Source organism: Variovorax sp. GW821-FHT10B04, assembly GCF_059415645.1.
Genome location: NZ_JBWKNQ010000007.1, coordinates 242,147 through 268,237, shown reverse-complemented (window position 1 = coordinate 268,237; position 26,091 = coordinate 242,147). Strand labels below are relative to the sequence as shown.

Sequence of the window (26,091 nt, the reverse complement as noted above, 5' to 3'; positions counted from 1 at the left end):
TCGCCGCAGCGCGAGGCGACTTCATGACGCATCCATTCACCTCCTACCGGAAACTGTTCCCCATCCTCGCAGAGACCGCGCAGCTGTCCAGCTGCTCGCAGAGCGCCCTGAGCCTGCCGGTGCGCCAGGCGATCGACGACTACCTGACCGTCTGGCAGCAGCGCGGCGCCGACTGGGGCTACTGGATGGAGCAGGTCGCGCTGGCCCGCGCCGAGTTCGCTCGCATGATCCATGCCGATGCGGACGACATCGCCGTGCTGGGCAGCGTGTCCGACGCGGCGTCGAGCATCGCCTCGGCGCTGCGCTTCGGCACGGACCGGCCCGAGATCGTGACCACCACGCTCGATTTCCCCTCGCTGTGCCATGTGTGGCTCGCGCAGCAGCCGCGCGGCGCGCAGATCCGTTTCGTCGAAGCGCAGGCGGGCAACCGCGGAAGCATCGGCACCAGCGAACGGATCGCCCAGGCCATCGGCGCACGGACGGCGCTGGTCTCGGTATCGCATGCCTGCTTCTACGACGGCCAGCTGGTCGACATTGCCGCCACCGGCCAGGCCGCGCGCGAGAACGGTGCGTTGCAGTTCGTCGATGCGTACCAGTCGGCCGGCGCGGTGGCGATCGACGTGGGCGCCCAGCAGATCGACATCCTCGCGGCCGGCGCGCAGAAGTACCTGCTGGGCATTCCGGGCATCGCCTTTCTCTATGTGCGGCGCGAGCTCGCGCGGCAGCTCACGCCCGCGGTGACGGGCTGGTTCGGCCGCGTGAACCCGTTCGCGTTCTCGCCCACGCAACTGGACTTCGCGGACAGCGCCGCGCGCTTCAACACCGGCACGCCGCCGATGATGTGCGCGGCCGTGGCGCGCGCCAGCATGGCGCTGCTCAACGAGATCGGCGTGCCCGCGATCCAGGCCTATCTGGCGGAACTGTCGGCGGTCGCGCTGGACGAAGCGGCGCGGCTCGGGCTCGAGGTCGCGAGTCCGGCGGACCCGGCGGCCAAGGGCAGCAACACGGCGATCCGCGTGCCCGGTGCCGCGCAACTGGAGCCGCGGATGCTGCAGGCGGGCTACGTGGTGTCGGCGCGCAACGACGTGATCCGCATCGCGCCGCACTTCTACAACACGGCCGACGAGGTGGTCGGCGCGTTGCGCGCGCTGCACCGGCTCACGCATTGACACGCCCCATGGCACACGCACTCGACACCCTGCCCGATGGCCCCGGCGTGCACCGCGCCTCGGTGCTGTGCGACGTGCCCGCGCCGCAGGCCTTCGCCTTCCTGGCCGACGGCCTGCAGCTCGGCACCTGGGCGCTGGGCGCGTGGGACACGCAGCCGGCCGGCGACGGCGTCGTGCGCGGGCGGTCGCTGTTCGACGACCAGCCGGGCTGGGTGCGGCCGGTCGGCGATGCGGCGCGGCTGCGCGTCGACTACCACGTCGGCGGCGCGCCCGATGCGCTCACGCCGCGCATCCTGGCCACCATCGAGCCGATGCCGGCTGCTGCAGCCGGCGCCGCCCGTTGCCGCGTCACCCTGCACGCCGCCCGCGACCCCGGCATGGACGACGCGCGCTGGCTGCGCCTGGTGCGCTGCCACGAGGTCGAAGTGCTGCTGATCCAGGGCCGCCTCGCCATCGCCGCAGCGGCGGCCGCCCACACCGAATCCAACCGCACCCCATCCGATTCACCCAGGAGTTCTCGACCATGAAGCGACGTCAATTCGGCCAGGCGCTTGCCGCCGGCCTTTCCCTTTCATCGCTGGCGGCCTGGCCGTTGCGCGCGGGTGCCAAGCCCTACACCGGCACCGTGCGCGTGCTGGTGGGCTTTCCGCCGGGCGGCGCCACCGACGTGGTGGCGCGCGCCATCGTCGACAAGCTCGGCAAGGCGATGGACGGGCAGGTCTTCATCATCGACAACAAGCCCGGCGCAGGCGGCCAGATCGCGGCGCAGCAGCTCAAGGCCGCGCCGGCCGACGGGTCGACCGTGATGCTGTCGATCGACCACACGCAGGTGATCATTCCACTGACCATCGCTTCGGCCAACTACAACGCCGTGACCGACTTCACCGCGATGTCGGGCGTGGCGCGCTACTACAACGTGCTGGCCGTCTCCAACAGCACCGGCGTCACCAGCATGGCCGAACTCGGCGCCTGGGTGAAGGCGCATCCGAACGAGGCGAACTACGGCGTGCCGGCCGCCGGCAGCGTGCCGCAGTTCATCGGCCAGATCCTCGGCAGCGCCTACGGCGTGCCGATGAATTCGGTGCCCTACAAGGGCGGTGCGCCGCTGGTGCAGGATCTGCTGGGCGGCCAGGTGCCGATCGCGATCGCGTCGATGACCGAGCTCATCGAGCACCAGCGCATGGGCAAGGTCCGCATCCTCGCGACCTCGGGCACGGCGCGCAACAAGATCGCGCCGGAGATACCGACCTTCCAGGAACTCGGCTTCAGCGGCATCGACAACCCCTGGCTCGCCTTCTTCGGGCCGCGCGGCATGCCGCAGGATTTCTGCGATCGCTTCGACCAGGCCGTCGCCAGCGTGCTGATGCAGCCCGACGTGCAGGAGCGGCTCGCGAAGATGGGCAACGAGGTCGCGCCCGTTCCCGGCAAGGAGGTGCAGCAGTGGGTGGCGGACGGCACGCGCCATTGGGGCAAGGTCATCCGCGATTCGGGCTTCAAGCCGCAGTAGCCGCAGCGGGACGGACACGATGACGCGACGGTTCATCGACAGCGGCTCGCCCTGGGAAGCGCTCGCGGGCTATTCGCGCGCGGTGGTCGACGGCGACTGGGTCTTCGTCTCCGGCACGGTCGGTGCCGACTTCGCGACCGGCCTGTTCCCGCCGACGGCGCAGGCGCAGAGCGACCGCGCGCTCGACACCATCGCCGCCGCGCTGGCGCAGGCCGGTGCGAGCCTGGCCGACGTGGTGCGCGTGCATGTCTACGTGCCGGACCGCGCCGATGTGCCCGAGGTCAGCCAGGTGCTGAAGCGCCGCATGCAACCCAACCGGCCGGCCAACACGACGGTGTGCTGCGCGCTGGCGGTGGCCGAGGCGAAGGTCGAGATCGAGGTGACGGCCTTGCGCCGGAATCTGCACGTGGCAGGTTGATTCACTTACACGCGCGGTCGCGATGGAGGGCTTTCATGATCGACGCGGTCCTACGTCAAGGATGTAAAGAGGACGCACGCCGGCGGCATGCGCGCTTCTTAGGGTGTCGGGTCGGCGGAAGTGTTCCGCCGCCTGTTCAACACCTAGGAGCCAATGCCCATGAATACCTTCCTGAAGACCTGCGCCCTCACGCTGGCCGCTGCAGCCGTGCTGACCGCCTGCGGTGGCGGCAACGATGACGATCCGACGCCCAGCGATCGCACCGGCGTGCTGACGGTGACCGCATCGACGGTCGACGGTCTGAACGGCGTGTATGGGGATGGCAACGTGAACCTGACCGACGTCGACAAGAAGAATCCCATCGGCTCGGACCCGGAGGTCTGCACCTTCAAGTTCGATGGCTTGAACAAGGTCGCCGGCTCCACCACGGCATTCGGCGATGTGCGCTATCAGCCGAATGCGACCTCGCTGTACCTGCTCTTCATCACCGTGGGCGGCAAGGAATTCAGCAGTGGCGACGGCGCGGACACGGGCGTGGTGCGTGCCAGCGATCGCGTGCAGCTCACCAACAAGCTCCTGACCGCCAGTGACGGCACGGGCGCCACCGTGCGCATCACCGGCCTGATCCCGATGCGTCCGAACCGTCCGACGGGCTGCTGACCGGCACGCCGCCGGTCGCGTTCAGGCCTGCACCGCGGCGCGGGCGGGAACCAGCGCATACAGCTCGTCCACGAGCCGTGTCGCCAGCGCAGGCGGCACGGCGTCCGCGCCGAAGACCAGCCTGAAGACGATGGGCGCGATCACGTGGTCGATCGCCTGCTGCGTCGTCGGTGCAGGCTCTCCGCGCGCCAGCGCGCGCTCGACCAGCACCTGTGCTTCGCGCTTGCGGTTGCGAAGGCAGTTGGTGTCTTCGCCGTTCGCGAGCGCGGCGGCCGCCTTCAGCAGCGAGGTGCTGCAGGGTTGCGAAAGGTGGACGATCAGCTCGCGCGCCCAGGCCGTCAGGTCCTTCTTCAGGTCGCCCGTGTCGGGCAGCGGACGGTCGGGGTCGAGCCGATGGGTCGCCGTTTCGGCAAGCAGCCCCTGCAGGTCGCCCCAGCGGCGGTAGATGCTGGACGCGCTCACGCCGGCGCGTTCGGCGATGGCCGGCACCGTCACGCGTTCGCGGCCGTGCTCGGCCACCAGTTCTTCCAGCGCAGTGCGCACCACGGCCTGCACCTGCGCGCTGCGGCCACCCGGCCGTTTGGTCTGTCCCGTTTTCATACAGCCACTCTAACGCAAATATATTTGCATTAGAAGAGGTGTGATCCTATACTCTCAAACGCGAAAATCATTGCGTTAAGGATCGCCATGGCCTCGAATCTCTCTCCCTGCGTACACGCCTCCCCACCCGCGGCCGTCGTCTTGCCGACAACCGTGTGGCGGCTACCGTCCCACCTGTCCTTCGCCCTGCTCGCGGCCGTGCTGTTCGCCTTCTTCTTCGCGGCCAGCGCACCGTCGCCCTTGTTCGTGGTGTTCCAGCACGCGTGGGGCTTCTCGTCGTCGATGCTGACGGTGGCTTTCGCGATCTACGCCATTGCGCTGATGCTGTCGCTGCTGATCGCGGGCTCGCTGTCGGACCATGTCGGCCGCCGGCCCGTGATCGTCGTCGCGCTGGTGATGCAGGCGCTCGCAATGGGGCTGTTCCTGCATGCGCAGGACATCGGCGGGCTGATCGGCGCGCGCGTGCTGCAAGGCGTGGCGACCGGCATCGTGAGCGGCGCGCTGAGCGCCGCAGTGGTCGAGGCCGCGCCGCCGGCGCGCAAGCAGCTCGGCGCATTGATCGGCAGCGTGTCGCCGCTGGCCGGCTTGGCGGTCGGTGCGTTGCTGACCGGCGTCGCCGTGCGCTTCACGGCTCTCCCGGTGCAATGGGTGTTCGGCATGCTGGGTGCCGTGTTCGCGATCGGTGCGGTGCTGGTGCTGTTCATGACAGAGACCGTCGTGCCGCGTCCGGGCGCGTGGGCTTCGCTGGTGCCGCGCGTGTCCGTGCCTGCGCGGGCACGGCAGGACTTCACGCGCGGTGTCCCGGTGTTCGTGGCGGTGTGGGCGCTCGGCGGCTTGTACCTGTCGCTCGGGCCGTCGCTGGTGCATCACGTGTTCGGCATCGACAACGGCCTGGTCAACGGACTGCTGATCGCCGTGCTGGGCGGTGTCGGTGCGGTCGCGCCCACATTGCTCCGGCGCCTGGCACCGGCGCGTGCGGTCGCGGTCGGCATGGCGGCGATCGTGGTCGGCGTGCTGTTGCTGCTGCTGTCGCTCGCCACGCATTCGATCGGGCTGTTCTTCGCCGGCACGGCGGTCGCGGGTGTCGGCTTCGGCGCCGCCTTCTCGGCGCTGATTCAGTCGCTGGCGCCGATGGCGCAGCCGCACGAGCGTGGCGAGCTGTTCGCCGCGATCTTCGTCGTGAGCTATCTCGCGTTCAGCCTGCCCGCGATGGTCGCGGGCTTCCTGGTCGCACCGCTCGGCCTGCTGGGCACGGTGGAGGGCTACGCGGCCGTGCTGCTGGCACTGTCGGCTGCAGGCCTGACGCTCCAGCTGCGGCGCCGGCCGGGGCGATGAAAAAAGCGCCCGGGCGCTGCATGCACCCGGGCGCTGTCGTTAGCCGGCCGCGAGGCCTGACGCGTTCGCCGGTTCGTCCGCCTCACTCGGCGGCTGCTTTACTCGGCGACTTCACTCGGCAGCTTCACTCGTCCGCGTCGTAGTACGCATAGCCACCATGGGCACCCTGCGCGCAGTCGGCCGCCTCGACCGTGACCCGCAGCGTGTTGCCGGCGAAGCGCTCGAGGTTGGTCAGGTTGACGGCCTGCCAGTCGATCGCCTTCCACTCGCTGTTATTCACGGTGAACGTCTGCCAGCCCGGCCAGCTCGGATCGTTGGCAAAGTAATGGCGTTGGTACAGCACCTCGCCGGTCGTCGTGTTCTCGACCTTGATGTTCACGTAGGGCTGGTCTTGCGGCGGATGGTTCGGATCTTCCAGCACGGCAGCCCAGCTGAAGGCGAGCGCGAAGGGTGCGTTCCCGGCCGGCACGATCACGTCGCGCGTGATGGTGCTGATGTGATAGCTGTCATCGGAGTTGTTCACGCGCGCCGAGTAGTTGCCGAACAGCACCCGTGGAATGGTCGTCGCGATCTCGTCGAAGCCCGGCGTGGCGATCACGCTCTTGTCCGACGGGTTCACCACGTCGGTGCCGAACCACAGGCGGCGCACCGATTCCCACAGCGAGAAGTCGCCCTTCTCGAAGCCCCAGTTCTCGAGCACCGAGCCCGACTTGATCTTGAAGCGCTTGAAGGTGCCGTACACGCCGCTGCTGCTGCGGCCCACGCCGGCCTGGCGGCTGGCCACCATCAGGATCTCGGCGCTCGTGGTGTTGGGCAGCGTCGGCAGCAGGATGTCGAAGCTCGTGCCCGTCAGCGGGAAGCGACCCACGAAGCTGCCGGCGACGTACACGTCGATCGAGTCCGGCGCGGCGTTCGCGTTGCCGGTGCCCAGTGCGACCGAGCCGACCAGGTGCACGTTGGTGCGGTCGGTCACGAGCGCGGTCCGTCCGGTCACGTCGAAGCCGAGGTTGCTGATCTGGATGCGGCCGAACAGCCCGTCCGACCAGCCGGCCTTGGCACCGTCGAAGAGCCCCTGCATGTCGCTCGGTGCATAGATCGACTGGTACGAGTCGTAGGCGAAGGCGTTCGGCTCCGGCGAGAACAGCCCCTGCTTGGTGAGGGTGGTGAAGCCGCTGGCGTTGACGCCGATGCCCAGCGTGTCGTCGCCGCGCAGGTTCGGGTCGTACAGGCCGAAGGTGAGGGTGGCCACGTCGAACTTGTAGGCCACCATGGCCTGCGACCACGACGCGGTGCCCGCGACGTACTGCGGCGACCAGGTCGGATTGCCCCACATCAGGAACACCTGCGGCTTGCCGGTCAGCCAGAGGTTCTGCAGCAGCCCGATGGCGGTCTGCAGCGACGTCAGGCTGCTCTGCTGCCTGGCCAGCCTGGCGGCCCACTGCTGGCTGCTCATGGCGTGGGCGCGCACGATGAGTTCCTCTGCCGTGATGTCGTCGTCGAGGTTGGCCGGATCGCCTTCGATGTAGGTCTGGAACAAGCCCTTGCCATTGTTCTGCGTGGTCTTCGCGCGCTCGTAGAACCAGTCGGCATAGGCGGCCATGCCGAGGCTGTTGCCGCCGGGCGATGAGTAGGAACTGATGTTCGAGCGGAAGAACGAATCCTTCGACGGCAGGAAGCCGGTGTCGATGGTCAGCGTGCCGCTGCCGCTCGTGCCGGTGCCTCCGCCGGCCGCGACCAGCCGCGCACCGAGCCCCTTCATGCCGGCCACGATGTACTTCGAGAAGTGCGCGGTGCGGAAGGTCACCGTGCCGGCGACCGGATCGAAGCCGCTGATGGACATCGCGGCATAGGCGCCGGCACTTTCGTCATAGAACAGCACCGAGGGCACGTCGCCGGACTCGAGCCCGGCCGCGGTGTAAGGCACCGTGACCTCGATCGGCTGGTCGAAGGTGCCGGGCACGCTCTTGGTGATGACGTAGGTCTTGCCCAGAACGGCGCCGCCGCCCGCGACCACGTCGCCCGACAGCGCCATCGGCGGGTTGTCCTCGTAGCCGATGGTGATGTCGACGGTGCCGCCCGCGACAGCGCCGGCCGGCACCGTGACGCGCGTGCCGCGGATCGGGCTCGATGGATCGGTGATCTCGACCACGCCGCCCGCCGCGCTCACCTGATTGGGCGGAACGATCGGTGTGGTTGGCGTGGTCGGTGTATCCGGTGTGGTGGTCGGCGGTGGCGCGGTGCCGGTCGGCGGCGGCGTGCCGTCGTCGTTCGAGCCACCGCAAGCCGCCAGTAGCAAGGCCAGCGAGCTTGCGGCCAGCCATCTGCCTATGGGCATCCTTCTCATCATCTTCTCCAGGGCAAAGTGCAGGGGGACCGCCGCTTCGGTGCGCCGCGGTGACGTGCGGGACACGCTCGCAGGCATGCAAGCCGTCCACAGCCGGGGAGACTAAGAAAGCCGAATGAAAGCGTCCATTTCGCTTTGGCGCTAGGCCGCTGGTCATAGTGCAAGTTGGGGTTGCGCACGGCCGCGCGGATAATCCGCGCTCCCGGCCGCACCCGCGCCCTTCGCTCCCATCGCCCGATCTCCATGCCGCCTTCCCGCCGTGCCGCCGCAATCCCCGACGAAGCCAATGCCGAGCAGAACGCCGCGCGCAACGCCATCCTGGCGGCGGCCCGCGCGGAGTTCTCGGCCAAGGGGCTGGCGGGTGCGCGGGTCAACGAGATCGCTGCGCGTGCCGGCGTCAACAAGCAGCTCATCTACTACTACTTCGGCAGCAAGGAAGACCTCTATCGCACCGCGCTCGAGGTGGTCTACACCGAGATCCGGTCGCTCGAACGCAGCCTGCATCTGGGCGACATGGCGCCTGCCGAGGCGATGGCCACACTCATCGGCTTCTCCTTCGACTATCTGGAGCGGCATCCCGATTTCATCGGCATGCTGAACCACGAGAACGCGCAGGGCGCGAGCCATGTGCGGGCATCGGGCGCGATCCGCGACACCAATTCGCCGCTGATCGAGCTGATCGCCAAGACGCTCAAGCGCGGCATCGCGCAGAAGCTGTTCCGCCGCGGCATCGACCCGGTGGAGCTCTACGTGTCGATCGCCGGCATGTCGTATTTCTTCTTCTCCAACCGGCTCACGCTGTCGTCCATCTTCAGCCGCGACCTGAGCGACGCCAAGGCCGTGGCGGCGTATCGCGAGCACGTCGTGTCCTTCGCGATGGCCGGTCTTCGCCCCTAGCGGGCGCGCTTCCAACGCGCCCTTGAATGCGGCCGGAAAGCCGCCACGCGATCATTCCGATCAATTTCAACCAAACGGTTGACACATGGTGCGGCGCGTCATAAAGTCATTACCGAAACGCTGATCCTCGGAGTGAACCCCATGCAGACATCGCCCCCGCCACGTGCCACGGCCGCCGCCTCCACGCTCGATCCCGCGCACCTGCCGGCGCGCTTCGAATCGGTCGAGGCGCTCGACGACTTCCTCGCCAGTCCCACGCAGGCGCTGATCGACGACCTCGCCCAGGTCGAGGGCGACCTGATGATCCTCGGCGTGGCCGGCAAGATGGGCCCGACGCTGGCGCGCCTCGCGAAGAACGCGGCGCCACACAAGCGCGTGATCGGCGTGGCCCGCTTCAGCGATGTGTCGGTGCGCGAAAAGCTCGAGGGCTGGGGCATCGAAACCATCGCCTGCGACCTGCTCGACCGCGGTGCGCTCGAGGCATTGCCGCGCGTGCCCAACATCGTGTTCGCAGCCGGGCACAAGTTCGGCGCCAGCGGCAACCAGTCGCTGACCTGGGCGATGAACACGCACGTGCCGGCGCTGGTCGCGGAGACCTTCCGCGATGCGCGCATCGTGAGCTTCTCGACCGGCAACATCTATCCGCTCACGCCGGTCGGCCGCCAGGGCGCGAGCGAGCGCACCGCACCGGCACCGATCGGCGAATACGCGCAGTCGTGCATCGGCCGCGAACGCATGTTCGAGTACTTCGGCGGCAAGCACGGCACGCCGGGCCGGCTGTTCCGCCTGAACTATGCGATCGACATGCGCTACGGCGTGCTGTTCGACATCGCCTCCAAGGTCTACCGCGGCGACACCGTCGACCTGGCGATGGGCTACGTCAACGTGATCTGGCAGGGCGATGCCAATGCGCAGGTGCTGCGCAGCCTGCGCCACTGCACCACGCCGCCGACGCCGATCAACTGCACCGGGCCGGAGACGATCTCGGTGCGCTGGCTGGTCCATGAGTTCGCTGCGCGGCTCGGCGTCGAGCCGAAGGTGGGCGGCCAGGAAGGCCCGACCGCGCTGCTGTCCGACACGACCGAGGCGAGCCGCCTGTTCGGCTACCCGGCCGTTCCGCTGGGCGCGATGCTGGACTGGGTCGCCGACTGGGTGAAGCACGAGCGCGAGAGCTTCGGCAAGCCGACGAAATTCGAAGTCCGCGATGGGAAGTTCTGACATGGCTGCCGCCGCTACGCCCCTTGCCGGTGCCGAAGTCGAACGCGTGCGCGCGCTGCTGCAGCGTGGCCTCGCGATCCCCGCGCATCCGCTTGCACTCGATGCCGAACGCCAGCTGGACGAGCGCCGCCAACGCGCGCTGACACGCTACTACCTGGACGCCGGCGTCGGCGGCCTTGCGGTCGGCGTGCACACCACGCAGTTCGCGATCCGCGAGGTCGGTCTCTATGAGCGGGTGCTGCGGCTGGCGGCGGAGACGGCGCACGACTGGGCCGGCCCCGAGCGCGAACTCGCGATGGTGGCCGGCGTCTGCGGCCGCACGCCGCAGGCACTGGCCGAAGCCACGCTGGCGCGCAGCCTCGGCTACCAGGCCGGGCTGTTGAGCCTGGCGGCGATGAAGGGCGAGAGCGAGGACACGCTGATCGCCCACTGCGAGGCCGTGGCCGAGGCCATTCCGCTGATCGGCTTCTACCTGCAGCCGGCGGTCGGCGGCATGGACCTGAGCGCCGCCTTCTGGGCGCGCTTCGCGGCGATACCGAACGTGGTCGCGATCAAGGTCGCGCCCTTCAACCGCTACCGCACGCTCGACGTGGTGCGCGGCGTGGTCGCGGCGCGTGCGGAAGAGCGCGTCACGCTCTACACCGGCAACGACGACCACATCGTGCTGGACCTGATCACGCCTTATGCGGTGTCGCGCGACGATCGGATCGTCACCGTGCGATTCCGTGGCGGGCTGCTCGGCCATTGGTCGGTCTGGACCTCGGGCGCGGTGAAGATGCTCGCGCAGTGCCAGGCGGTGGCCGCGGCGACGGACGGCGCGCAGCGCGATGCACTGCTGTCGCTCGACGGCCGCGTGACCGACTGCAACAGCGCCTTCTTCGACGTCGCCAACGACTTCCATGGCTGCATCGCCGGCTGCCACGAGGTGCTGCGGCGCCAGGGGCTGCTCGAAGGCATCTGGTGCCTCGATCCGGAAGAAGGCCTGAGCCCCGGACAGGGCGAAGCGATCGACCGCGTCTACGCGATGCACGGCGACCTGGCCGACGACGACTTCGTGGCGGCGAACCTCGCACGCTGGCTGGCCTGAAAACTGCACGTTGCACGCCATGCGCAAGTTCAACCAGTCGATCCTCCACTACCTGCCGGCGGCCGGCATCTTCGTCGCCTTCGTCGCGCTGTGGCAGCTCGCGGTGTCGGTGTTCGGCATCCGCGAATACCTGTTGCCGAGTCCGCTGTCGGTGCTGCAGTCCATGTTCGGCGACGAGATCCCGTGGCTGTCGCATGCGTGGATCACCGCGGTCGAGATCCTCGGCGCCTTCCTGCTCGCCGCCATCGCGGGCGTGCTGCTGGGCATGGCCATCGCGTGGTCGCCCGGCATGTCGCGCGCGCTCACGCCCTTCCTGGTGTTCGTCAACACGCTGCCCAAGGTGGCGATCGCGCCGCTGTTCCTGATGTGGCTGGGCTACGGCATCGTGCCCAACATGCTGATCGGCGCGCTGATCGGGTTCTTCCCGGTGGTCATCAACACGGCGGTCGGCCTGACGCAGATCGACCAGGACCTGGTCGACCTCGGCCGCGTGTTCAGCGCGCCGAAGTGGAAGGTGTTCGTGAAGATCCGCGTGCCGAACGCCTACCCGTACATCCTGAGCGCGCTCAAGGTCACCGCGACCTCGGCGGTCGTGGGCGCGATCGTCGGCGAGTTCGTCGCCTCGCAGCGTGGCCTCGGCTACGTGATCATCACCACGCAGAGCAGCATGAACACGCCGGCCGCCTTCGCCGCACTGGTGTGGATCTCGATCCTCGGGCTGCTGCTGTACGGCCTGGTCGCACTGCTGTCGCGGCTGCTCGCGCCCTGGGCCGACGACGGCGCCGCATGAATCCCCTCCCTGTCTTTTTGCATCGCACTTTCAAGGAAGCCACCATGAGATCCAGGATCGCCGTCCCCGTTGCCGCCGCCTGTGCGGCGCTTCTTTCACTGGCCTGGCTGCCCGCGCAGGCCCAGACACCGGCGCCTGCGCGCGAGAAGTTCACCTTCGCGCTCAACTGGTTCGCGGTGGGCGACCATGCGGCCTACTGGGTTGCGCTGGAGAAGGGCTACTACGCCCAGCGCGGGCTCGACGTGAGCATCGAGGCCTCGAAGGGTTCGGGCGACTCGATCGCCAAGGTCGACACCGGCCGCGCCGATGCCGGCCTGGCCGACGCGGTGCCGATCATCTCGGCCGTGTCGCGCGGCGCCCGCGTGAAGATGGTCGGCATGGTGTTCGACAAGACGCCGATGACCTTTTTCAGCCGCAGCGATGCGCCCTTGCTCAAGCCGTCCGATCTCGAGGGCAAGACCGTCGGCGCACCGGCCGGCGACAGCCAGCGCCTGGCGTTCCCGGCGTTCGCGCGGATCAACAAGATCGATCCGAACAAGGTGACCTGGGTCAACATCGAGCCGACCGCCAAGGTGGCGTCGATCGCCGAGAAGCGCATGGACGGCGTGGCCGACTACACCACCGGCCAGCCCTTCTACGACAAGGCGATGGGCGAGGGCAAGGCGGTGCGCCTGGCCTGGGCCGACTACGGCTTCGACCTGTACGCGATGTCCATCATGGCCGGCGAGAAGACCATGGCCGAGAAGCCGAAGCAGCTCAAGGCCTTCCTGGAAGCGTCGTACATGGGCTGGCGCGACGTGATGGCCAACCCGGACGAAGCCCTGGCGATCTACAAGAAGCGCGTGCCCGAGATCGACGTGGCGATCATCAAGGCCAACATGCTGCTCGGCTTCGAGCTGATGCGCACCAGGACCTACGCGGACAACGGCATCGGCTACATCGACGACAAGAAGATGTGCGCGTCGACCGACATCGTCAACACCTACATGGGCCTGCCCAAGAAGGTCGACTGCAAGACGGTCTACACCGGCGAGTTCTTCACCAAGGTGGCGATGCCCCTGCCGGTGAAGTGAGGCGCCCGATCCCCGACATCTCCGATATTCCCGACCTTTCAGAAGTAGCCGAGCGCATGCCGACCCACAGCCCCGCCGCCGCCGCGCCGCCGCGCGCCCTGATCGAAGTCGACCATGCCGGCATGGTCTACCAGGCCGAGAGCGGCCCGGTCGAGGCGCTGCGCGACATCTCGCTCACCATCCGCGAGGGCGAGTTCATCGCGCTGGTCGGCCCGAGCGGCTGCGGCAAGTCGACGCTGATGCGTGCCATGGCGGGGCTCCGGCCGGTCACGAGCGGGCGCATCCTGGTCGACGGCGCGCCGGTGGTGCAGCCGATCCCCAAGGTCGGCATGGTGTTCCAGGCGGCGTTGCTGCTCAAGTGGCGCTCGGTGATCGACAACGTGCTGCTGCCGGCCGAGCTGTCGGGCCTGGACCGCGAGAAATACCGCGAGCGTGCGCACCGCCTGCTGAAGCTCGTCGGCCTCGGCGACTTCGCGAACAAGCGGCCGGGCGAGCTGTCGGGCGGCATGCAGCAGCGCGCGTCGCTGTGCCGCGCGCTGATCCTCGACCCGCCGATCCTGCTGATGGACGAGCCCTTCGGTGCGCTCGACGCGATGACGCGCGACGACATGAACATCGAGCTGCTGCGCATCTGGGGCGAGGACCAGGCGGCGCATGGCGGCCAGCGCAAGACCATCGTGTTCGTGACCCACTCGATTCCCGAAGCCGTGTTCCTGGCCGACCGCGTGGTCGTGATGTCGCCGCGGCCGGGCCGCGTGGCGAACATCCACGAGGTGCACATTCCACGGCCGCGCACGGCGGAAACCCGTGCCGCGCCGGAGCTCGGCCGCATGGCTTTCGACATCTACACCGAACTCTCGGGCAGCGCCGGCCGTGGTGACGGCCGTGCCGGCCCGCACTGGTAGCCCGCACATGACGACGGACTCCCCACGCGTGCGCGTGCTGGCGGTCGACCTGTTCGAGTCGCCCTACACGCTGCGCATGCCGTTCCGCTTCGGCGTGATCACCGTGACCGAGGGCCTGCAGGCGATCGTGCGGGTGCGCCTGCGCCATGCGGATGGGCGCGAGGGCTTCGGCTACGCGGCCGAGGCGCTGGCCGCGAAATGGTTCGACAAAAGTCCATCGCTGTCGGATGCCCAGAACGTTGACCAGTTGCGCTGCGCGCTGCAACTGGCGCGCGACGCCTATCTGTCGTCGCCGCCGATGTCGGCCTTCGACCTGTTCGCCGCGCACAGCCAGCCGCTGCGCGAGGCCGGTGCGGCGCGCGGGCTGCAGCCGCTGGTCAGCGCCTACGGCCCCGCGCTGCTCGACCGTGCCGTGCTCGACGCGCTGTGCCGCATCGAAGACATCGGCTTCTGGCAGGCGATGCGGGCGAACCTGCCGGGCATGCACGCGCGGACCGTCGCCCGCGACCTGGCGGACTTCGACCTGTCGGCTTTCCTGGGGTCGCTCCAGCCGCTGCGCCGGCTCCAGGTGCGGCACACGGTCGGGTTGCTCGACCCCATCGTGGCGAGCGACCAGCCGGCCGGCAGCCGTGTCGACGACGGCCTGCCGGAGACGCTGTCCGAAGTCGCTGCGCGCTACGGCAACCGCTATTTCAAGCTCAAGGTGTCGGGCCGGCTCGATGCCGACCTCGACCGGCTCGAACGCATCGCCTCGGTGCTCGACGCGCTGCCCGAGCCGATCTACGTGACGCTCGATGGCAACGAGCAGTACGACGATGCCGACGCGGTGCTGGCGCTGTGGCGGGCGATGCAGGCGCGGCCGTCGCTGCGCCGGCTGTGCGCGGCGACGCTGCTGATCGAGCAGCCGATCCCGCGCAGCAAGGCCCTGGCCGCGCCCGTGACCGCGCTCGCGGCCTGCAGGCCGGTGATCATCGACGAGTCCGACGGCGAGATCGACAGCTTCCTGCAGGCGCGCGCGCTCGGCTATGCGGGCGTGTCGTCGAAGGCTTGCAAGGGCTTCTACAAGTCGCTGATCAACCTGGCGCGCTGCCGCGTATGGAACGCGGCCGATGCGGCGCATTGCTTCATGTCCGCCGAAGACCTGACGACACAGCCCGGCCTGTCGGTGCAGCAGGACCTGGCGCTGGTGGGGCTGCTCGGCATCACGCACGTGGAGCGCAATGCGCACCACTTCGTCGACGGCTTCAATGGCCGGCCGGCCGGCGAGGCGGATGCCTTCCTGCAGGCGCATCCCGACCTGTACCACCGCGAGGACGGCCGCGTACGGCTGCGGATCGATGACGGCGGCATGGCCATCGGTTCGCTGGCGGCGCCGGGGTTCGGAGGCAGCGTGTCGCCGGACCTCCGGACGACGCGGCCGATGGAGACCGCGTAGCTTCCGTCCGCGCGCTCAACGCCAGCCGCCCGGCGGCTGCCAGCGTTCCGGCGGGCTGAAATCCGAGAAATCGGTGATGAGAAGCTGCTGCGCACCCCCTTGCGCATAGGCCTTGCCGTCGAGGGATGCGGGCGCCACGGTGCTTTCGATGACTTCGGTCGGGTTGATGCAGATGCGTCGATAGACGTCGTAGCGATCGCTGTGCGATCCGGGCGGCAGCGACAACAGGTCGGCGATCCTGGCGGGGGCCTTCATCAGCGCCTCCATCTGCCATCGGGCCAGGTAGTAGACGCTCTCGGACGTCGGTGTCTTGCCTTCGGGCACCACCTTGAAGAGCATCGTGCCGGGTGCGACGGGAATCGATTTCGCGCCCGTCAATCCCGATTCGATGAGCGGACGTGCCTTTCGTTCGGCAGCGGCCTGAGTGAGCGCCAGTCCTTTGTCCGGTGTCTTGTATTTCTGGGCAAGGCGATACCCCGTCGAGGTCTCCGTCACGGGCACCTTGTGTCCGTGCGTCGTGAATCCGGTGGTCGCGGTCGGCGGGGTGTACGAGCGGCCGCCCGGCGGCGGTGACTGGAAGTCGTCCTTTCCGGCGGGGCTGGCCTGGACATTGTCCAGCGTGTGTTTCAGCGGATCCTCGAACTTGTCGATGGAAGACTGCCGATCCTGTCCGGCGGTCGAGCTGAGGTTCTGTACAACCTTGACGACCGAGGCGGGTTGAACCGTGCGCACCAACTTGTTGAACATGTCTTGTCTCCTGATCGAGCGACCGAATGCGATGGGCCGTTTTCAGCTTAGGAGGATTGCCGCAGGCGTCCGCTGCGCAGGCGAAACGGGATCCGGTCCCGCGAAGCGCGCCGTCGACCCGTCGGTGCCCGATCGGTGATTCGCACAGGTCCGGTGCCCGCGCTTCGCTTCTGATTCGGTGGGTTCGCGCGTCTTTGCCTGGGGAGTGCGGTCCTCGCCAGACTGTGCAATGCGCCTATGCAGGAACTGCAGGGGACTTCTTCGACACCGGAAAGCACAGATGCCAATCAACAACGACGGCGTGGCGCGCGGACAGAGTCCGTATGCCAGCACGCCACATATCGCCATCGAATTGCCGTCTCGGCAGCAGGCTGGCCGTTCGACGAGCCTCGGTCATGCGCTGGACAGCCTGAACGATCTGCAACCCAGTCGGAGCGAAGGGGAAATCTTCTATGTGCCGCCGTCGGAGAGTGCGGGGCGTGCGCTGGAAACCGTGGCGATCCAGCTGGGCGTCCCGATGCTGCAGGACCTCGAGAACGAGACGATGAAGGAACACGAAGCGCATGCGCGATGCCTCGACTACCTGGAGCGCCGGTCGTCCGCCGACAAGGTCGTCAACACCATCGCGAATGCGGCTGCCAGCGTCGTGTCGGGTTTTGCGACAGGCGCTCTCAACTTCGGCACGTTCACCACGGTGCTCAACGCGACGTCCAACGCGCTGCTCGGCAGGCCACAAGGCTTCTCCGCGAACGTGGCTTCGGCGGCGACCTGGGACGACACGATCAAGCAGATCGGTGCGTCCCTGGTCGGCGCGATCCCGGCCTCCGCCGCCTACGTCGGTGCCGCCACGGTGTCGCAGTGCGGGATCACCCCCGCGGTGACGAGCCTTGCCCATCTTTTCAACGGCCATCCTCCGCTGCTCGTACCGGCCGATCCCGCGCTGTACTTTCCGAAGCCGCCGTTGTTCGGACCCGATGGCCAGAAAAAGGACGGCACGCAGTACAACCTCGAACTGGCCGAGATGGAGAGGAACCGGGCCGAGATGGCCAGCAGGCAGGCGGCGCTCCTGAATGGCAGCGACATCTCCAATCTCAAGTTCGGCGTGCCGTTCTTCGGCGCGGCCCATTCGTTGCGTATCCTTTATCAGCAACTGATGGCACGCAAGGGCCACGGCTATGGCGCTGCCGGCGTCGGGGGACTCTCGGCGCTGACCTCGGGCTTTGCGACCGCGGCGCTGAACATGGCGCTCATGCTCCAGAAGATGGGTGCCAGGTTCCACATCACGGATGCCAGCGGCACGCGGCGGGACGTCCCGCTGTTTCTGCCGCAGGCCGATCAGAACACCATCCTGAACAAGGCGCCGGTTGGATTCGTCGACAGCGTGAAGGGGAACTTCCGCGCTGCAGCCGACGCCTACCAAAAGGGCATTCCCCGGTTCCAGAAACCGACGCTGGGCGCGGTTGCAATGGGCGGTGCGATCTATCTCGCGACCCTGCCGATCAATACGCTCGTCCCGCTGGGGAACCTGGCTGCGGCTCAGGTCAGGAAGAACCCGGCTGCGGCCGTTGCCGTCTCGAGCCTCGCTGCGTTCTTTGCTTTTGCGACGACCTATGGCGGCGTCGGAAAACTACTGGGCAAGAGCCGGGCGCTGCTGCAGGAGAACGTCGAGGAGCAGATGCGCCAACGCATGGTTGCCGCGTTCGAATCGTCTGTGAATCAGTTCTGCAGCGATCACCCGGAGGAGGTTGCTCAGCTGCTGGGGTCACAAGGCGGCCACCTGGACTCCAGGCAGATGGCGGCCATCTTCGACTTGATGAACCAGCGCGTCGTGCGGGACATGGAACGCGCGGTGCGCGATGGCCTCAACAAGGATCTCGACCCGGGCATCGACCAGCGCATGCTGGACGCCTACATCGAAACCTCGCACGAGGTTCGGGCCACGCTGGTGGCCGCCGCCGGGATCGAATCGGTTCCTTCGGGCGGGCGCAGTGCGCAACAGTGGGCGGTTCTGGAACGGTTCCACGAACTCATGGGGGCATTCTCGGCGTGCGTGCAGGGCGCGCTATCTGAGTTGGAGCACGTCAATCGGACAGTCAATCAACGGTTGCAGAACGCGGTCGGCGTGTAGGTTGCGCGGAAAGCAGGAGGCGCACCAGCTCCGAGAAGCCTGCGCCACGTTCGCCCAGAGTGACATAGCGTGGCTTGTGCGTCAGTTGTGCTTCGAAACGCCGAATGTTCGCGACACCCACGCTGTTCGGCAGATGCTCGAACATGAGTTGATCGTTCGTCGAATCTCCGACGTACACCCATGCGCCCAGCTCGTCGTCCAGCTGACGACCCTCCAACTCCCGCAGGATCCAGCGCGCGCCTTCGAGCTTGTTGTGTTCACCGAACCAGGCGTTGATGTGGATGCTGCTGACCGTCGCATGCAGGCCTTCGCTGCGCATCAACGCGACGACGGCTGCGATCTGCGATTCGTCCAGGTGCACGAACTCGCTGTGGTCGATCGCGATGTCGCATTCGCGGCCGGGCGAGTCGGTGGCGCGCCGTGCACCGGGAATCTCGCGCTCGATGCGTTCGAGCACCTCCTGCATGCGCGCGTGGTTGGCGGTGCGCGTGGCGATGTCCTGCTGATAGCGCTTCGACAACCCGGTCGGGCCGGACGGCGCAGGTGCCGAAGTGGGAACCAGCGCCACCGCGCCGTTCTCGGCCACGATCGCGTCGATCGGCCATGTGGCGGCGAAGGGCTCGCTCCAGCCGACCGGCCGGCCCGTGATGGCGATGACCTGCAGGCCCGCGGCCTTCAGGTCCACCAGTGCCTGCAGCGCGTCGGGTGTGATGGCGCCATCGGTCGTGAGCGTGTCATCGATGTCGGTGAAGACGCCACGGATGCGCTTCCTGTCGGCCAGCGGCCAGTCGGCGAGAGCCCGCATCGACCCTGCGCGCGCCGGCCGGAACACCAGATGGCGCGCGGCGAAGAAGTTCGAGAACAGCCCCGCGCAGCTGCCCGCCATGACGCCCAGCGTGGCGCCGAGGGAACCGCCGATCCAGTGCAGCACCAGCAGGTAGGCGCCGTAGTTGAGTACCGCGCCGCCCAGCATCGAGCCCAGGTAGCGCAGGTATTCCTGCCCGATCGACGTCCGCGGCGCGGCGCCTGCATCGACGAAGGTGAAGCGGCGGTTGAGCCACCAGGTGGCGGTTGCCGCCGCCAGGAAGGACAGCACGCGCGCCGCGTACCAGCCGAGCAGCGGGGCGAGCAGGAAGAGCACGGCGAGGTCGACGAGGAGCCCGGCCACGCCGACCACGCCGAAGCGCAGGAATTGCAGCAGCGAACTGCGGCGGGTGGATCCCGCGTTCATCGTTTCAGCGGGATCGTGGCGCCGACCGATGCTGCTGCGCGTGTGCGGATCGTCAGCATGGTTTCGGCGAACGGGTGCCGCACCGCGTTGCTTTTGCGCGCATCAGCCTGCGGATTGCAGCGCCAACCCGGCGTGCTCGCGCAGCGGATGGAAGTGGATCTTCGGGAAGCGCTCCTGGGCGAGCCGCACGTCGTACGGCGAGGTGCACAGGTAGGCGAGCGTGTTCGCCGCGTCGAGCGCCATGCGGGCCGGATAGGCGTTGACGAACTCGCGCAGCTCGGCCGGCGTGTCGGCCGTGATCCAGCGCGCACCGGTGTACTGGCAGCCTTCGAGCCGCACATCGGCGTCGTACTCGGCCTTCAGGCGATGCTGCACGACCTCGAACTGCAGCTGGCCGACGGCGCCCAGCAGCATCGGGCCGCCGACTTCGGGACGGAAGACCTGGATCGCGCCTTCCTCGCCGAGCTGGGCCAGGCCCTGCTGCAACTGCTTGGTGCGCAGCGGGTTCTTCAGGATCACGGTCATGAAGAGCTCGGGTGCGAAGAAGGGCAGGCCGGTGAACTGCAGATTGGCGCCGTCGGTGATGGTGTCGCCCAACTGCACGCCGCCGTGCGTCGTGAAGCCGACGATGTCGCCGGCATAGGCTTCCTCGACCGCTTCGCGCCGCTGGCTCATGAAGGTCACGACGCTGGTCGGGCGCAGTTCCTTCGACGTGCGCTGCACCTTCAGCTTCATGCCCGGCGTGTACTTGCCGGACGCCATGCGCACGAAGGCGATGCGGTCGCGGTGGTTGGCGTCCATGTTGGCCTGCACCTTGAAGACCACGCCGGCGAAGTCCTTGTCCTCGGGCAGGATTTCCTTCACCACGGGCTGGCGATTGACCAGCGTGGTGCTGATGCGCGACTGCGGTTGGGGCGCCAGGTCGACCAGCGCGTCGAGCACTTCCATCACGCCGAAGTTGTTCACGCCGGAGCCGAAGAACACCGGCGTCTGCTTGCCTGCGAGGAAGGCCGCATGGTCCCAGGTGGGCGAGGCGCCGGTGGCCAGCTCCATGCTGTCCATGGCGTTCTCGAATTCGGCGCCGAAGCGCCTGGTGAGCGCGTCGCGGTCCGACAGCGGGATGGTCTCGAAGTCCTGCGGCAGCCGCTCGCTGCCCGACTCGAACACGGTCATCGCCTGGGTGCGCAGGTTCATGATCCCGCGGAAGCTCTTGCCTTGGCCGACCGGCCAGGTCATCGGCACGCAGGGCATGCCGAGCTCGCGTTCCACCTCGTCGAGGATGTCGAGCGGCTCGCGCACTTCGCGGTCCATCTTGTTGACGAAGGTGATGATGGGCGTGTCGCGCTGGCGGCAGACCTCGATCAGCCGGCGCGTCTGCGCTTCCACACCGTTGGCCGCGTCGATCACCATCAGCGCCGAATCGACGGCGGTGAGCACGCGGTAGGTGTCTTCCGAGAAGTCCTTGTGGCCGGGCGTGTCGAGCAGGTTGATCACGTGGTCGCGGTACAGCATCTGCATGACCGAGGAGGCCACCGAGATGCCGCGCTGCTTTTCGATCTCCATCCAGTCCGAGGTCGCGTGGCGCGAGGCCTTGCGCGCCTTCACCGAGCCGGCGATCTGGATCGCGCCCGAGAACAGCAGCAGCTTTTCGGTCAGCGTGGTCTTGCCGGCGTCCGGGTGGGAAATGATCGCGAAGGTGCGACGGCGGCGGGTTTCGGATTCGAAGGTCATGGCGTGGACGCGGTGCGCGGACGGACAGCAAGCGCGCTGTGCGCACGGCGTGGACTGGCTGAACGCAAAGCCCGCGATTTTAGCGAGCACCCCCGGCGCGCGAGGTGCCCGTTGCGCTTACATCGGCGGCGCGAAGCCGTTGCGGCCCACCAGGATGCGCAGCGCCGTCGGCTTGCCGTCCTTCTCCTGCGCCGTGACGACCACGTTGGCGCCAGGCACCATGAGCGCCGCGGTGCCGGGCTTGAAGGTCACGATCGGCGTGCCTGGCGGCACGATCACGGTCTGTTCGCCATCCTTGTACTTCAGCACCAGCTTCTGGCCGCCCGGCACCGACGCCGGCGCCTCGGACAGCGTGGCGACGGTGGCGTTGGTCATCGTGGTCTGGGGCAGGTAGTCCCAGGTGCGGAAGCCTTCGCCGGTACCGCGCGCGGATTCCGGGAACACCACGATCTGCAGTGCGCGCTGGGTGCCGTCCGGCTGCGGCACGGCACCGGCGCCGACGAAGCTGTCGGGGCGGATGTCGGCTGGCGTGAGCGGCACGATCTCGGAGACGTTCATGTCGGCCGGGCGAACCATCGTGACGACTTCCCCGCTGCGGTCCTTCACGGTCACCGACGTGGCATCTACTTTTTCGATGACGCCGCGCACGCGCACGGTGGGCGTTGCGGGAGCCTGCGCGAAGCCGACGGAAGGCAGCGCGGCGGCGAACGCGGCGATCGCGAGCGCGGAGACCAGATGTTTGGCGTGAGACATGGAGCGGGTGCCGCAGGGGCAGGTTGGGAAGGTCGCCGCAGTCTAGGCCGAAGCCGGGATCGCTGCTGGCGGTGCGCCGCGGGCTCGGGCTAAAATGCCCGTTCCGAGGAGCGTTGCAGCGCCATCAGGCGTGAGGCTCGGACCACATCGCAACCACGCTCACCCGCTGTTCTCGCGGTGAGTCGATTTCCCGTCAGACCCCGAACGCAGTGGCATCTTTCAAACCAGTTTTGGAGTTCTCATGAGCGCCGTTCTCAAGCCCAACCCCGTCTCGACCGCCGACCAGGCCATCGCCGATCTGTCCCTTGCCGCCTGGGGCCGCAAGGAAATCCGCATCGCCGAGACCGAAATGCCAGGCCTCATGGCCATCCGCGAGGAGTTCTCGAAAGGCCAGGCGCTCAAGGGCGCCCGCATCACCGGCTCGCTGCACATGACGATCCAGACCGCCGTGCTGATCGAGACGCTGCAGGCGCTCGGCGCCGAAGTCCGCTGGGCCTCGTGCAACATCTTCTCGACGCAGGACCACGCCGCCGCCGCCATTGCCGAAAAGGGCACGCCGGTGTTCGCGATCAAGGGCGAGTCGCTGAAGGACTACTGGGACTACACCCATTCGATCTTCGACTTCGGCCCCAAGGGTTCGAAGGGCGAAGGCCCGAACATGATCCTGGACGACGGCGGCGACGCCACGCTGCTGATGCACCTGGGCCAGCGCGCCGAGAAGGATCTGGGCGTGCTCGCCAACCCGACCAGCGAGGAAGAACGCATCCTCTACGCCGCGATCAAGGCCAAGCTGGCCGTCGATTCGACCTGGTACACCCGCAAGTCCGCCGAGATCATCGGCGTGACCGAAGAAACGACCACCGGCGTGCACCGCCTGAACGAGATGTCGGCCAAGGGCACGCTGCTGTTCCGCGCCATCAACGTGAACGACTCGGTCACCAAGAGCAAGTTCGACAACCTGTACGGCTGCCGCGAATCGCTGGTCGACGGCATCAAGCGCGCGACCGACGTGATGATCGCCGGCAAGGTGGCCTGCGTGGCCGGCTACGGCGACGTGGGCAAGGGCTCGGCCCAGGCGCTGCGCGCGCTGTCGGCGCAGGTCTGGGTCACCGAGATCGACCCGATCAACGCCCTGCAGGCCGCGATGGAAGGCTACAAGGTCGTGACGATGGAATATGCCGCCGACAAGGCCGACATCTTCGTGACGACCACCGGCAACAAGGACGTCATCACGCACGACACCATGGTCAGGATGAAGGACCAGGCGATCGTCTGCAACATCGGCCACTTCGACAACGAGATCGACGTCGCGTCGATCGAGAAGTACGAATGGGAAGAGATCAAGCCGCAGGTCGACCACATCACCTTCCCGGACGGCAAGAAGATCATCCTGCTGGCCAAGGGCCGGCTGGTGAACCTGGGCTGCGGCACGGGCCACCCGAGCTTCGTGATGTCGTCGTCGTTCGCGAACCAGACCATCGCCCAGATCGAACTCTTCACCAAGCCCGACGCCTACCAGGCCGGCAAGGTCTATGTGCTGCCGAAGCACCTCGACGAAAAGGTCGCGCGCCTGCACCTTAAGAAGGTCGGCGCCATGCTGACCGAACTGACGGACGCGCAAGCCGCCTACATCGGCGTCGACAAGGCGGGTCCGTACAAGGCGGACACGTACCGCTACTGATGCGGGCAGATCAACTGCTCGTCGAGCGCGGCCTGGCCGCGTCTCGTTCGCAGGCCGTCCGGCTGATCGCCGGCGGGCTGCGCTGGCGCGATGCGGGTGCGGACACTGCCGAATGGCGCGTCGTGGGCAAGAACCGCGACGACATTCCCGAAGGCGCGGAGCTCGACCTGACCGATGCGGCCGAGGCGCGCTACGTGTCGCGCGGCGGCCTCAAGCTCGAAGGCGCGCTGAAGGCGGCCGGGATCGACCCCACCGGCCGGCACTGCCTGGACGTGGGCCAGTCGACCGGCGGCTTCACCGACTGCCTGCTGCAGCATGGTGCGGCGCATGTGGTCGGTGTCGACGTGGGCCATGGCCAGCTCCATGCGCGCATGCGCGAGGACGAGCGCGTGACCGCCATCGAGCAGGTCAATGCGCGCGCACTGACGGCGGACGACCTGGCGGATGTCGAGCGCACCGACTTCGACCTGATCGTCGGCGACCTGTCCTTCATCTCGCAGACGCTGGTGTTGCCGGCCGTCGTGCCCTTGCTGGCGGACGACGGCGACCTGCTGATGCTGGTCAAGCCGCAGTTCGAGCTGCAGCCTGGCCAGGTCGGCAAGGGCGGCATCGTGCGCGATGCCGCGATGTACGCAGTGGTCGAGGCGCGCCTGCGCCAGGCCTGTGCCGACCTCGGCCTGCGTGTCGTGCGCTGGTTCGACAGCCCGATCACGGGCGGCGACGGCAACCACGAGTTCTTCATTCACGCCGTCCGCAACGACGGCACATCAGGAGCCGCAGGTGCGTCTTCCCCTGAGCTTTGAGTTCTTTCCGACCAAGACGCCGGAAGGCGCGGTCAAGTTGCGGGCCGTCCGCCAGCAGCTGTATGCGCTGAAGCCGGAGTTCTGCTCGGTCACCTATGGTGCCGGCGGCTCGACGCATGACGGTACCTTCAACGCCGTGCGCGAGATCCTGCAGGAGGGCGTCGATGCCGCCAGCCATTTCTCGTGCATCGGCGCGACGCGTGCCACGGTGCGGGAGCAACTGGCCGAGCTGAAGTCGATGGGAGTGAAGCGACTGGTCGCCCTGCGTGGCGATCTGCCGAGCGGCTATGGCGCCGGCGGCGAATTCCAGTACGCGAGCGATCTGGTCGAATTCATCCGCAGCGAAACCGGTCGCGACTTCCACATCGAGGTCGCCTGCTATCCCGAAGTGCATCCGCAGGCCCGCTCGCCCGAGGCCGATCTGAAGGCCTTCGCGGCCAAGGTCAACGCAGGCGCCGATTCGGCGATCACGCAGTATTTCTACAGCGCCGACGCGTACTTCCGTTTCGTCGACGACACCCGCGCGCAAGGGCTCGACGTGCCCGTGGTGCCTGGCGTGATGCCGATCACCAGCTCGACGCAGCTGATGCGTTTTTCCGACGCCTGCGGCGCGGAGATTCCGCGCTGGATCCGGCTGCGGCTGCAGAGCTTCGGCGACGACACGGCCTCGATCCGGGCCTTCGGGCTGGACGTCGTCACCTCGCTGTGCGAACGGCTGGGCGCCGGCGGCGCGCCCGCCCTGCACATCTACACCATGAACCAGTCGACCGCGCCGCTCGCGCTGCTCGACCGCCTCGGTTGGAACAGATGAGCGTGCCGGCACGCTGCCGTGCGGGGCTGCTGGCCCTGGCATCGGCATGCGTGCTGGTCGGTTGCGCGGTGCCGCCGACGGAGCCGCCGATGGCTGCAGCGGGTGCGGCACAGGCGCAAACCGGTGGCTCGGCGGCCGTGCCCGGCGGGCCGCTCACGCCGTTGGAACGCGACATGGCCGCGCCGGCCGACGCGCCGGCGCGATCCGCGGTGGCGTCGGTGCGCTACGAGCTGACATCGAAGAATGAAGATCTGCCGCTCGACGACGGCGTCCCGGGCGACGCGTCGCCGCTGCAGGAGCTGGAGCGCGGCGGCGCGTCCTGGTATGGCATCCAGTTCCATCAGCGTCGCACCGCCAGCGGCGAGCGCTTCGACATGGGCGCATTGACCGCGGCCCACAAGACCCTGCCTTTCGGCTCCCACGTCTGCGTGCGCAGCCTGGTCAACGGGCGCGAAGTGATGGTGCGCATCAACGACCGTGGCCCCTTCACCGAGGGCCGGGTGATCGACCTGAGCCGCACCGCGGCGGATGCCATCGGCCTGCTGGGCCTGGGCATCAAGCAGGTTGCGCTGTCGGTGGTCCTCAAGGGACAGAAGTGCGGCGACGTCATCAACGAATTCGACGACGTGGATATCACCGAGACGGTGGCGCCACCGTCGCCGAGCGTGCGGCGTGCACCGGTGGCGCGCAAGAAGGTCGTGCAGGCCGCCAAGCGGCCTGTGGCGAAGGCGCGGCGCTAGGTTGCTGGTTGGTCGTGCGGTGCGCCTC

Annotated in this window: 24 protein-coding genes and 1 riboswitch; of the genes, 18 read left to right on the top strand and 6 right to left on the bottom strand. The window is 67.9% G+C overall.

From position 1 onward, the window contains the following. Positions 1–23 precede the first annotated feature (23 nt). The 5 genes from AC07PZ_RS19180 to AC07PZ_RS19160 all read left to right on the top strand — a co-directional run bounded on the left by AC07PZ_RS19180 (position 24) and on the right by AC07PZ_RS19160 (position 3,754). Positions 24–1,169, top strand: a complete 1,146-nt coding sequence (locus AC07PZ_RS19180; RefSeq protein ID WP_495296723.1) for an aminotransferase class V-fold PLP-dependent enzyme — start codon at positions 24–26, stop codon at positions 1,167–1,169. Positions 1,170–1,177: 8 nt separating this feature from the next. Next, positions 1,178–1,696, top strand: coding sequence for a hypothetical protein (locus AC07PZ_RS19175; protein WP_495296722.1), 519 nt, complete (start codon positions 1,178–1,180; stop codon positions 1,694–1,696). After that, on the top strand, positions 1,693–2,676 hold the full coding sequence (locus AC07PZ_RS19170) for a Bug family tripartite tricarboxylate transporter substrate binding protein (RefSeq protein WP_495296721.1): 984 nt from the start codon (positions 1,693–1,695) through the stop codon (positions 2,674–2,676). Before AC07PZ_RS19175 ends, AC07PZ_RS19170 begins: the two co-directional genes overlap by 4 nt. 19 nt (positions 2,677–2,695) lie before the next feature. Continuing rightward, the gene (locus AC07PZ_RS19165; RefSeq protein ID WP_495296720.1) at positions 2,696–3,094 is read left to right on the top strand and encodes a RidA family protein; all 399 of its coding nucleotides are present in this window, start codon (positions 2,696–2,698) and stop codon (positions 3,092–3,094) included. Between the two features lie 159 nt (positions 3,095–3,253). Beyond that, positions 3,254–3,754: a hypothetical protein gene (locus AC07PZ_RS19160; RefSeq protein WP_495296719.1), complete on the top strand. Its 501-nt coding sequence runs from the start codon at positions 3,254–3,256 to the stop codon at positions 3,752–3,754. Positions 3,755–3,775: 21 nt separating this feature from the next. Here AC07PZ_RS19160 and AC07PZ_RS19155 read toward each other — a convergent pair whose 3' ends face one another. Beyond that, a complete protein-coding gene (locus AC07PZ_RS19155) occupies positions 3,776–4,354 on the bottom strand; it encodes a TetR/AcrR family transcriptional regulator (RefSeq protein ID WP_495296718.1) in 579 nt (192 codons plus the stop codon). A gap of 141 nt (positions 4,355–4,495) precedes the next feature. On the opposite strand from AC07PZ_RS19155, the gene AC07PZ_RS19150 reads away from it, so the two are divergent. Next, entirely contained in the window at positions 4,496–5,689 is a 1,194-nt protein-coding gene (locus tag AC07PZ_RS19150) for an MFS transporter (RefSeq protein ID WP_495296717.1), read from the top strand. Positions 5,690–5,813: 124 nt separating this feature from the next. On the opposite strand, the gene AC07PZ_RS19145 is transcribed toward AC07PZ_RS19150, so the two are convergent. Next, entirely contained in the window at positions 5,814–8,024 is a 2,211-nt protein-coding gene (locus AC07PZ_RS19145) for a hypothetical protein (protein WP_495296716.1), read from the bottom strand. A 252-nt stretch (positions 8,025–8,276) separates the two neighbouring features. Between AC07PZ_RS19145 and AC07PZ_RS19140 the strand changes: the two genes are divergently transcribed. From AC07PZ_RS19140 to AC07PZ_RS19110, 7 genes are all read left to right on the top strand, one after another. Next, entirely contained in the window at positions 8,277–8,930 is a 654-nt protein-coding gene (locus tag AC07PZ_RS19140) for a TetR/AcrR family transcriptional regulator (RefSeq protein ID WP_495296715.1), read from the top strand. Positions 8,931–9,071: 141 nt separating this feature from the next. Further along, positions 9,072–10,148, top strand: a complete 1,077-nt coding sequence (locus AC07PZ_RS19135; RefSeq protein ID WP_495296714.1) for an NAD-dependent epimerase/dehydratase family protein — start codon at positions 9,072–9,074, stop codon at positions 10,146–10,148. Between the two features lies 1 nt (position 10,149). Next, positions 10,150–11,235 (top strand): dihydrodipicolinate synthase family protein, encoded by a 1,086-nt coding sequence (locus tag AC07PZ_RS19130; protein WP_495296713.1) that lies wholly within the window; start codon positions 10,150–10,152, stop codon positions 11,233–11,235. A 19-nt stretch (positions 11,236–11,254) separates the two neighbouring features. Then, entirely contained in the window at positions 11,255–12,025 is a 771-nt protein-coding gene (locus AC07PZ_RS19125; protein WP_495296712.1) for an ABC transporter permease, read from the top strand. A 44-nt stretch (positions 12,026–12,069) separates the two neighbouring features. Then, positions 12,070–13,098 carry an ABC transporter substrate-binding protein gene (locus AC07PZ_RS19120; RefSeq protein ID WP_495296711.1) on the top strand — a complete coding sequence of 343 codons (1,029 nt, stop codon included), beginning with the start codon at positions 12,070–12,072 and terminating at the stop codon, positions 13,096–13,098. A 56-nt stretch (positions 13,099–13,154) separates the two neighbouring features. Beyond that, positions 13,155–14,003, top strand: coding sequence for an ABC transporter ATP-binding protein (locus AC07PZ_RS19115; RefSeq protein ID WP_495296710.1), 849 nt, complete (start codon positions 13,155–13,157; stop codon positions 14,001–14,003). A 7-nt stretch (positions 14,004–14,010) separates the two neighbouring features. Beyond that, positions 14,011–15,438, top strand: a complete 1,428-nt coding sequence (locus AC07PZ_RS19110; RefSeq protein WP_495296709.1) for an enolase C-terminal domain-like protein — start codon at positions 14,011–14,013, stop codon at positions 15,436–15,438. A gap of 15 nt (positions 15,439–15,453) precedes the next feature. Here the strand turns inward: AC07PZ_RS19110 and AC07PZ_RS19105 are convergent, their stop codons facing one another. Beyond that, positions 15,454–16,185 (bottom strand): hypothetical protein, encoded by a 732-nt coding sequence (locus tag AC07PZ_RS19105; protein ID WP_495296708.1) that lies wholly within the window; start codon positions 16,183–16,185, stop codon positions 15,454–15,456. A gap of 280 nt (positions 16,186–16,465) precedes the next feature. Between AC07PZ_RS19105 and AC07PZ_RS19100 the strand changes: the two genes are divergently transcribed. After that, on the top strand, positions 16,466–18,313 hold the full coding sequence (locus tag AC07PZ_RS19100; RefSeq protein WP_495296707.1) for a hypothetical protein: 1,848 nt from the start codon (positions 16,466–16,468) through the stop codon (positions 18,311–18,313). Here AC07PZ_RS19100 and AC07PZ_RS19095 read toward each other — a convergent pair. From AC07PZ_RS19095 to AC07PZ_RS19085, 3 genes are all read right to left on the bottom strand, one after another. Then, positions 18,279–19,544 carry an HAD-IIB family hydrolase gene (locus AC07PZ_RS19095; RefSeq protein WP_495296706.1) on the bottom strand — a complete coding sequence of 422 codons (1,266 nt, stop codon included), beginning with the start codon at positions 19,542–19,544 and terminating at the stop codon, positions 18,279–18,281. The genes AC07PZ_RS19100 and AC07PZ_RS19095 overlap by 35 nt on opposite strands. A 102-nt stretch (positions 19,545–19,646) precedes the next feature. Next, positions 19,647–21,275, bottom strand: a complete 1,629-nt coding sequence (locus AC07PZ_RS19090) for a peptide chain release factor 3 (RefSeq protein WP_495296705.1) — start codon at positions 21,273–21,275, stop codon at positions 19,647–19,649. A 117-nt stretch (positions 21,276–21,392) separates the two neighbouring features. Next, complete coding sequence (locus tag AC07PZ_RS19085) at positions 21,393–22,028, bottom strand: hypothetical protein (protein ID WP_495296704.1); 636 nt, start codon at positions 22,026–22,028, stop codon at positions 21,393–21,395. Positions 22,029–22,127: 99 nt separating this feature from the next. Beyond that, a riboswitch (S-adenosyl-L-homocysteine riboswitch) is annotated at positions 22,128–22,196 on the top strand. Positions 22,197–22,269: 73 nt separating this feature from the next. Here AC07PZ_RS19085 and ahcY point away from each other — a divergent pair. Genes ahcY through AC07PZ_RS19065 form a run of 4 tightly spaced genes read left to right on the top strand, consistent with a single transcriptional unit; the run spans position 22,270 to position 26,063 of the window. Next, entirely contained in the window at positions 22,270–23,709 is a 1,440-nt protein-coding gene (gene ahcY, locus AC07PZ_RS19080; RefSeq protein WP_495296703.1) for an adenosylhomocysteinase, read from the top strand. Beyond that, on the top strand, positions 23,709–24,512 hold the full coding sequence (locus AC07PZ_RS19075; protein ID WP_495296702.1) for a TlyA family RNA methyltransferase: 804 nt from the start codon (positions 23,709–23,711) through the stop codon (positions 24,510–24,512). Before ahcY ends, AC07PZ_RS19075 begins: the two co-directional genes overlap by 1 nt. Continuing rightward, positions 24,490–25,323, top strand: a complete 834-nt coding sequence (gene metF, locus AC07PZ_RS19070; RefSeq protein ID WP_495296701.1) for a methylenetetrahydrofolate reductase [NAD(P)H] — start codon at positions 24,490–24,492, stop codon at positions 25,321–25,323. Before AC07PZ_RS19075 ends, metF begins: the two co-directional genes overlap by 23 nt. Next, positions 25,320–26,063 carry a septal ring lytic transglycosylase RlpA family protein gene (locus AC07PZ_RS19065; protein WP_495296700.1) on the top strand — a complete coding sequence of 248 codons (744 nt, stop codon included), beginning with the start codon at positions 25,320–25,322 and terminating at the stop codon, positions 26,061–26,063. Before metF ends, AC07PZ_RS19065 begins: the two co-directional genes overlap by 4 nt. Positions 26,064–26,091 lie beyond the last annotated feature (28 nt).

Excerpts from the sequence above, each read along its gene's own strand:
- AC07PZ_RS19180 (WP_495296723.1), top strand. The coding sequence starts at position 24 with ATGACGCATCCATTCACCTCCTACCGGAAACTGTTCCCCATCCTCGCA.
- AC07PZ_RS19175 (WP_495296722.1), top strand. The coding sequence starts at position 1,178 with ATGGCACACGCACTCGACACCCTGCCCGATGGCCCCGGCGTGCACCGC.
- AC07PZ_RS19170 (WP_495296721.1), top strand. The coding sequence starts at position 1,693 with ATGAAGCGACGTCAATTCGGCCAGGCGCTTGCCGCCGGCCTTTCCCTT.
- AC07PZ_RS19165 (WP_495296720.1), top strand. The coding sequence starts at position 2,696 with ATGACGCGACGGTTCATCGACAGCGGCTCGCCCTGGGAAGCGCTCGCG.
- AC07PZ_RS19160 (WP_495296719.1), top strand. The coding sequence starts at position 3,254 with ATGAATACCTTCCTGAAGACCTGCGCCCTCACGCTGGCCGCTGCAGCC.
- AC07PZ_RS19155 (WP_495296718.1), bottom strand. The coding sequence starts at position 4,354 with ATGAAAACGGGACAGACCAAACGGCCGGGTGGCCGCAGCGCGCAGGTG.
- AC07PZ_RS19145 (WP_495296716.1), bottom strand. The coding sequence starts at position 8,024 with ATGCCCATAGGCAGATGGCTGGCCGCAAGCTCGCTGGCCTTGCTACTG.
- AC07PZ_RS19140 (WP_495296715.1), top strand. The coding sequence starts at position 8,277 with ATGCCGCCTTCCCGCCGTGCCGCCGCAATCCCCGACGAAGCCAATGCC.
- AC07PZ_RS19135 (WP_495296714.1), top strand. The coding sequence starts at position 9,072 with ATGCAGACATCGCCCCCGCCACGTGCCACGGCCGCCGCCTCCACGCTC.
- AC07PZ_RS19130 (WP_495296713.1), top strand. The coding sequence starts at position 10,150 with ATGGCTGCCGCCGCTACGCCCCTTGCCGGTGCCGAAGTCGAACGCGTG.
- AC07PZ_RS19125 (WP_495296712.1), top strand. The coding sequence starts at position 11,255 with ATGCGCAAGTTCAACCAGTCGATCCTCCACTACCTGCCGGCGGCCGGC.
- AC07PZ_RS19120 (WP_495296711.1), top strand. The coding sequence starts at position 12,070 with ATGAGATCCAGGATCGCCGTCCCCGTTGCCGCCGCCTGTGCGGCGCTT.
- AC07PZ_RS19115 (WP_495296710.1), top strand. The coding sequence starts at position 13,155 with ATGCCGACCCACAGCCCCGCCGCCGCCGCGCCGCCGCGCGCCCTGATC.
- AC07PZ_RS19110 (WP_495296709.1), top strand. The coding sequence starts at position 14,011 with ATGACGACGGACTCCCCACGCGTGCGCGTGCTGGCGGTCGACCTGTTC.
- AC07PZ_RS19105 (WP_495296708.1), bottom strand. The coding sequence starts at position 16,185 with ATGTTCAACAAGTTGGTGCGCACGGTTCAACCCGCCTCGGTCGTCAAG.
- AC07PZ_RS19100 (WP_495296707.1), top strand. The coding sequence starts at position 16,466 with ATGCCAATCAACAACGACGGCGTGGCGCGCGGACAGAGTCCGTATGCC.
- AC07PZ_RS19095 (WP_495296706.1), bottom strand. The coding sequence starts at position 19,544 with ATGAACGCGGGATCCACCCGCCGCAGTTCGCTGCTGCAATTCCTGCGC.
- AC07PZ_RS19090 (WP_495296705.1), bottom strand. The coding sequence starts at position 21,275 with ATGACCTTCGAATCCGAAACCCGCCGCCGTCGCACCTTCGCGATCATT.
- AC07PZ_RS19085 (WP_495296704.1), bottom strand. The coding sequence starts at position 22,028 with ATGTCTCACGCCAAACATCTGGTCTCCGCGCTCGCGATCGCCGCGTTC.
- ahcY (WP_495296703.1), top strand. The coding sequence starts at position 22,270 with ATGAGCGCCGTTCTCAAGCCCAACCCCGTCTCGACCGCCGACCAGGCC.
- AC07PZ_RS19075 (WP_495296702.1), top strand. The coding sequence starts at position 23,709 with ATGCGGGCAGATCAACTGCTCGTCGAGCGCGGCCTGGCCGCGTCTCGT.
- AC07PZ_RS19065 (WP_495296700.1), top strand. The coding sequence starts at position 25,320 with ATGAGCGTGCCGGCACGCTGCCGTGCGGGGCTGCTGGCCCTGGCATCG.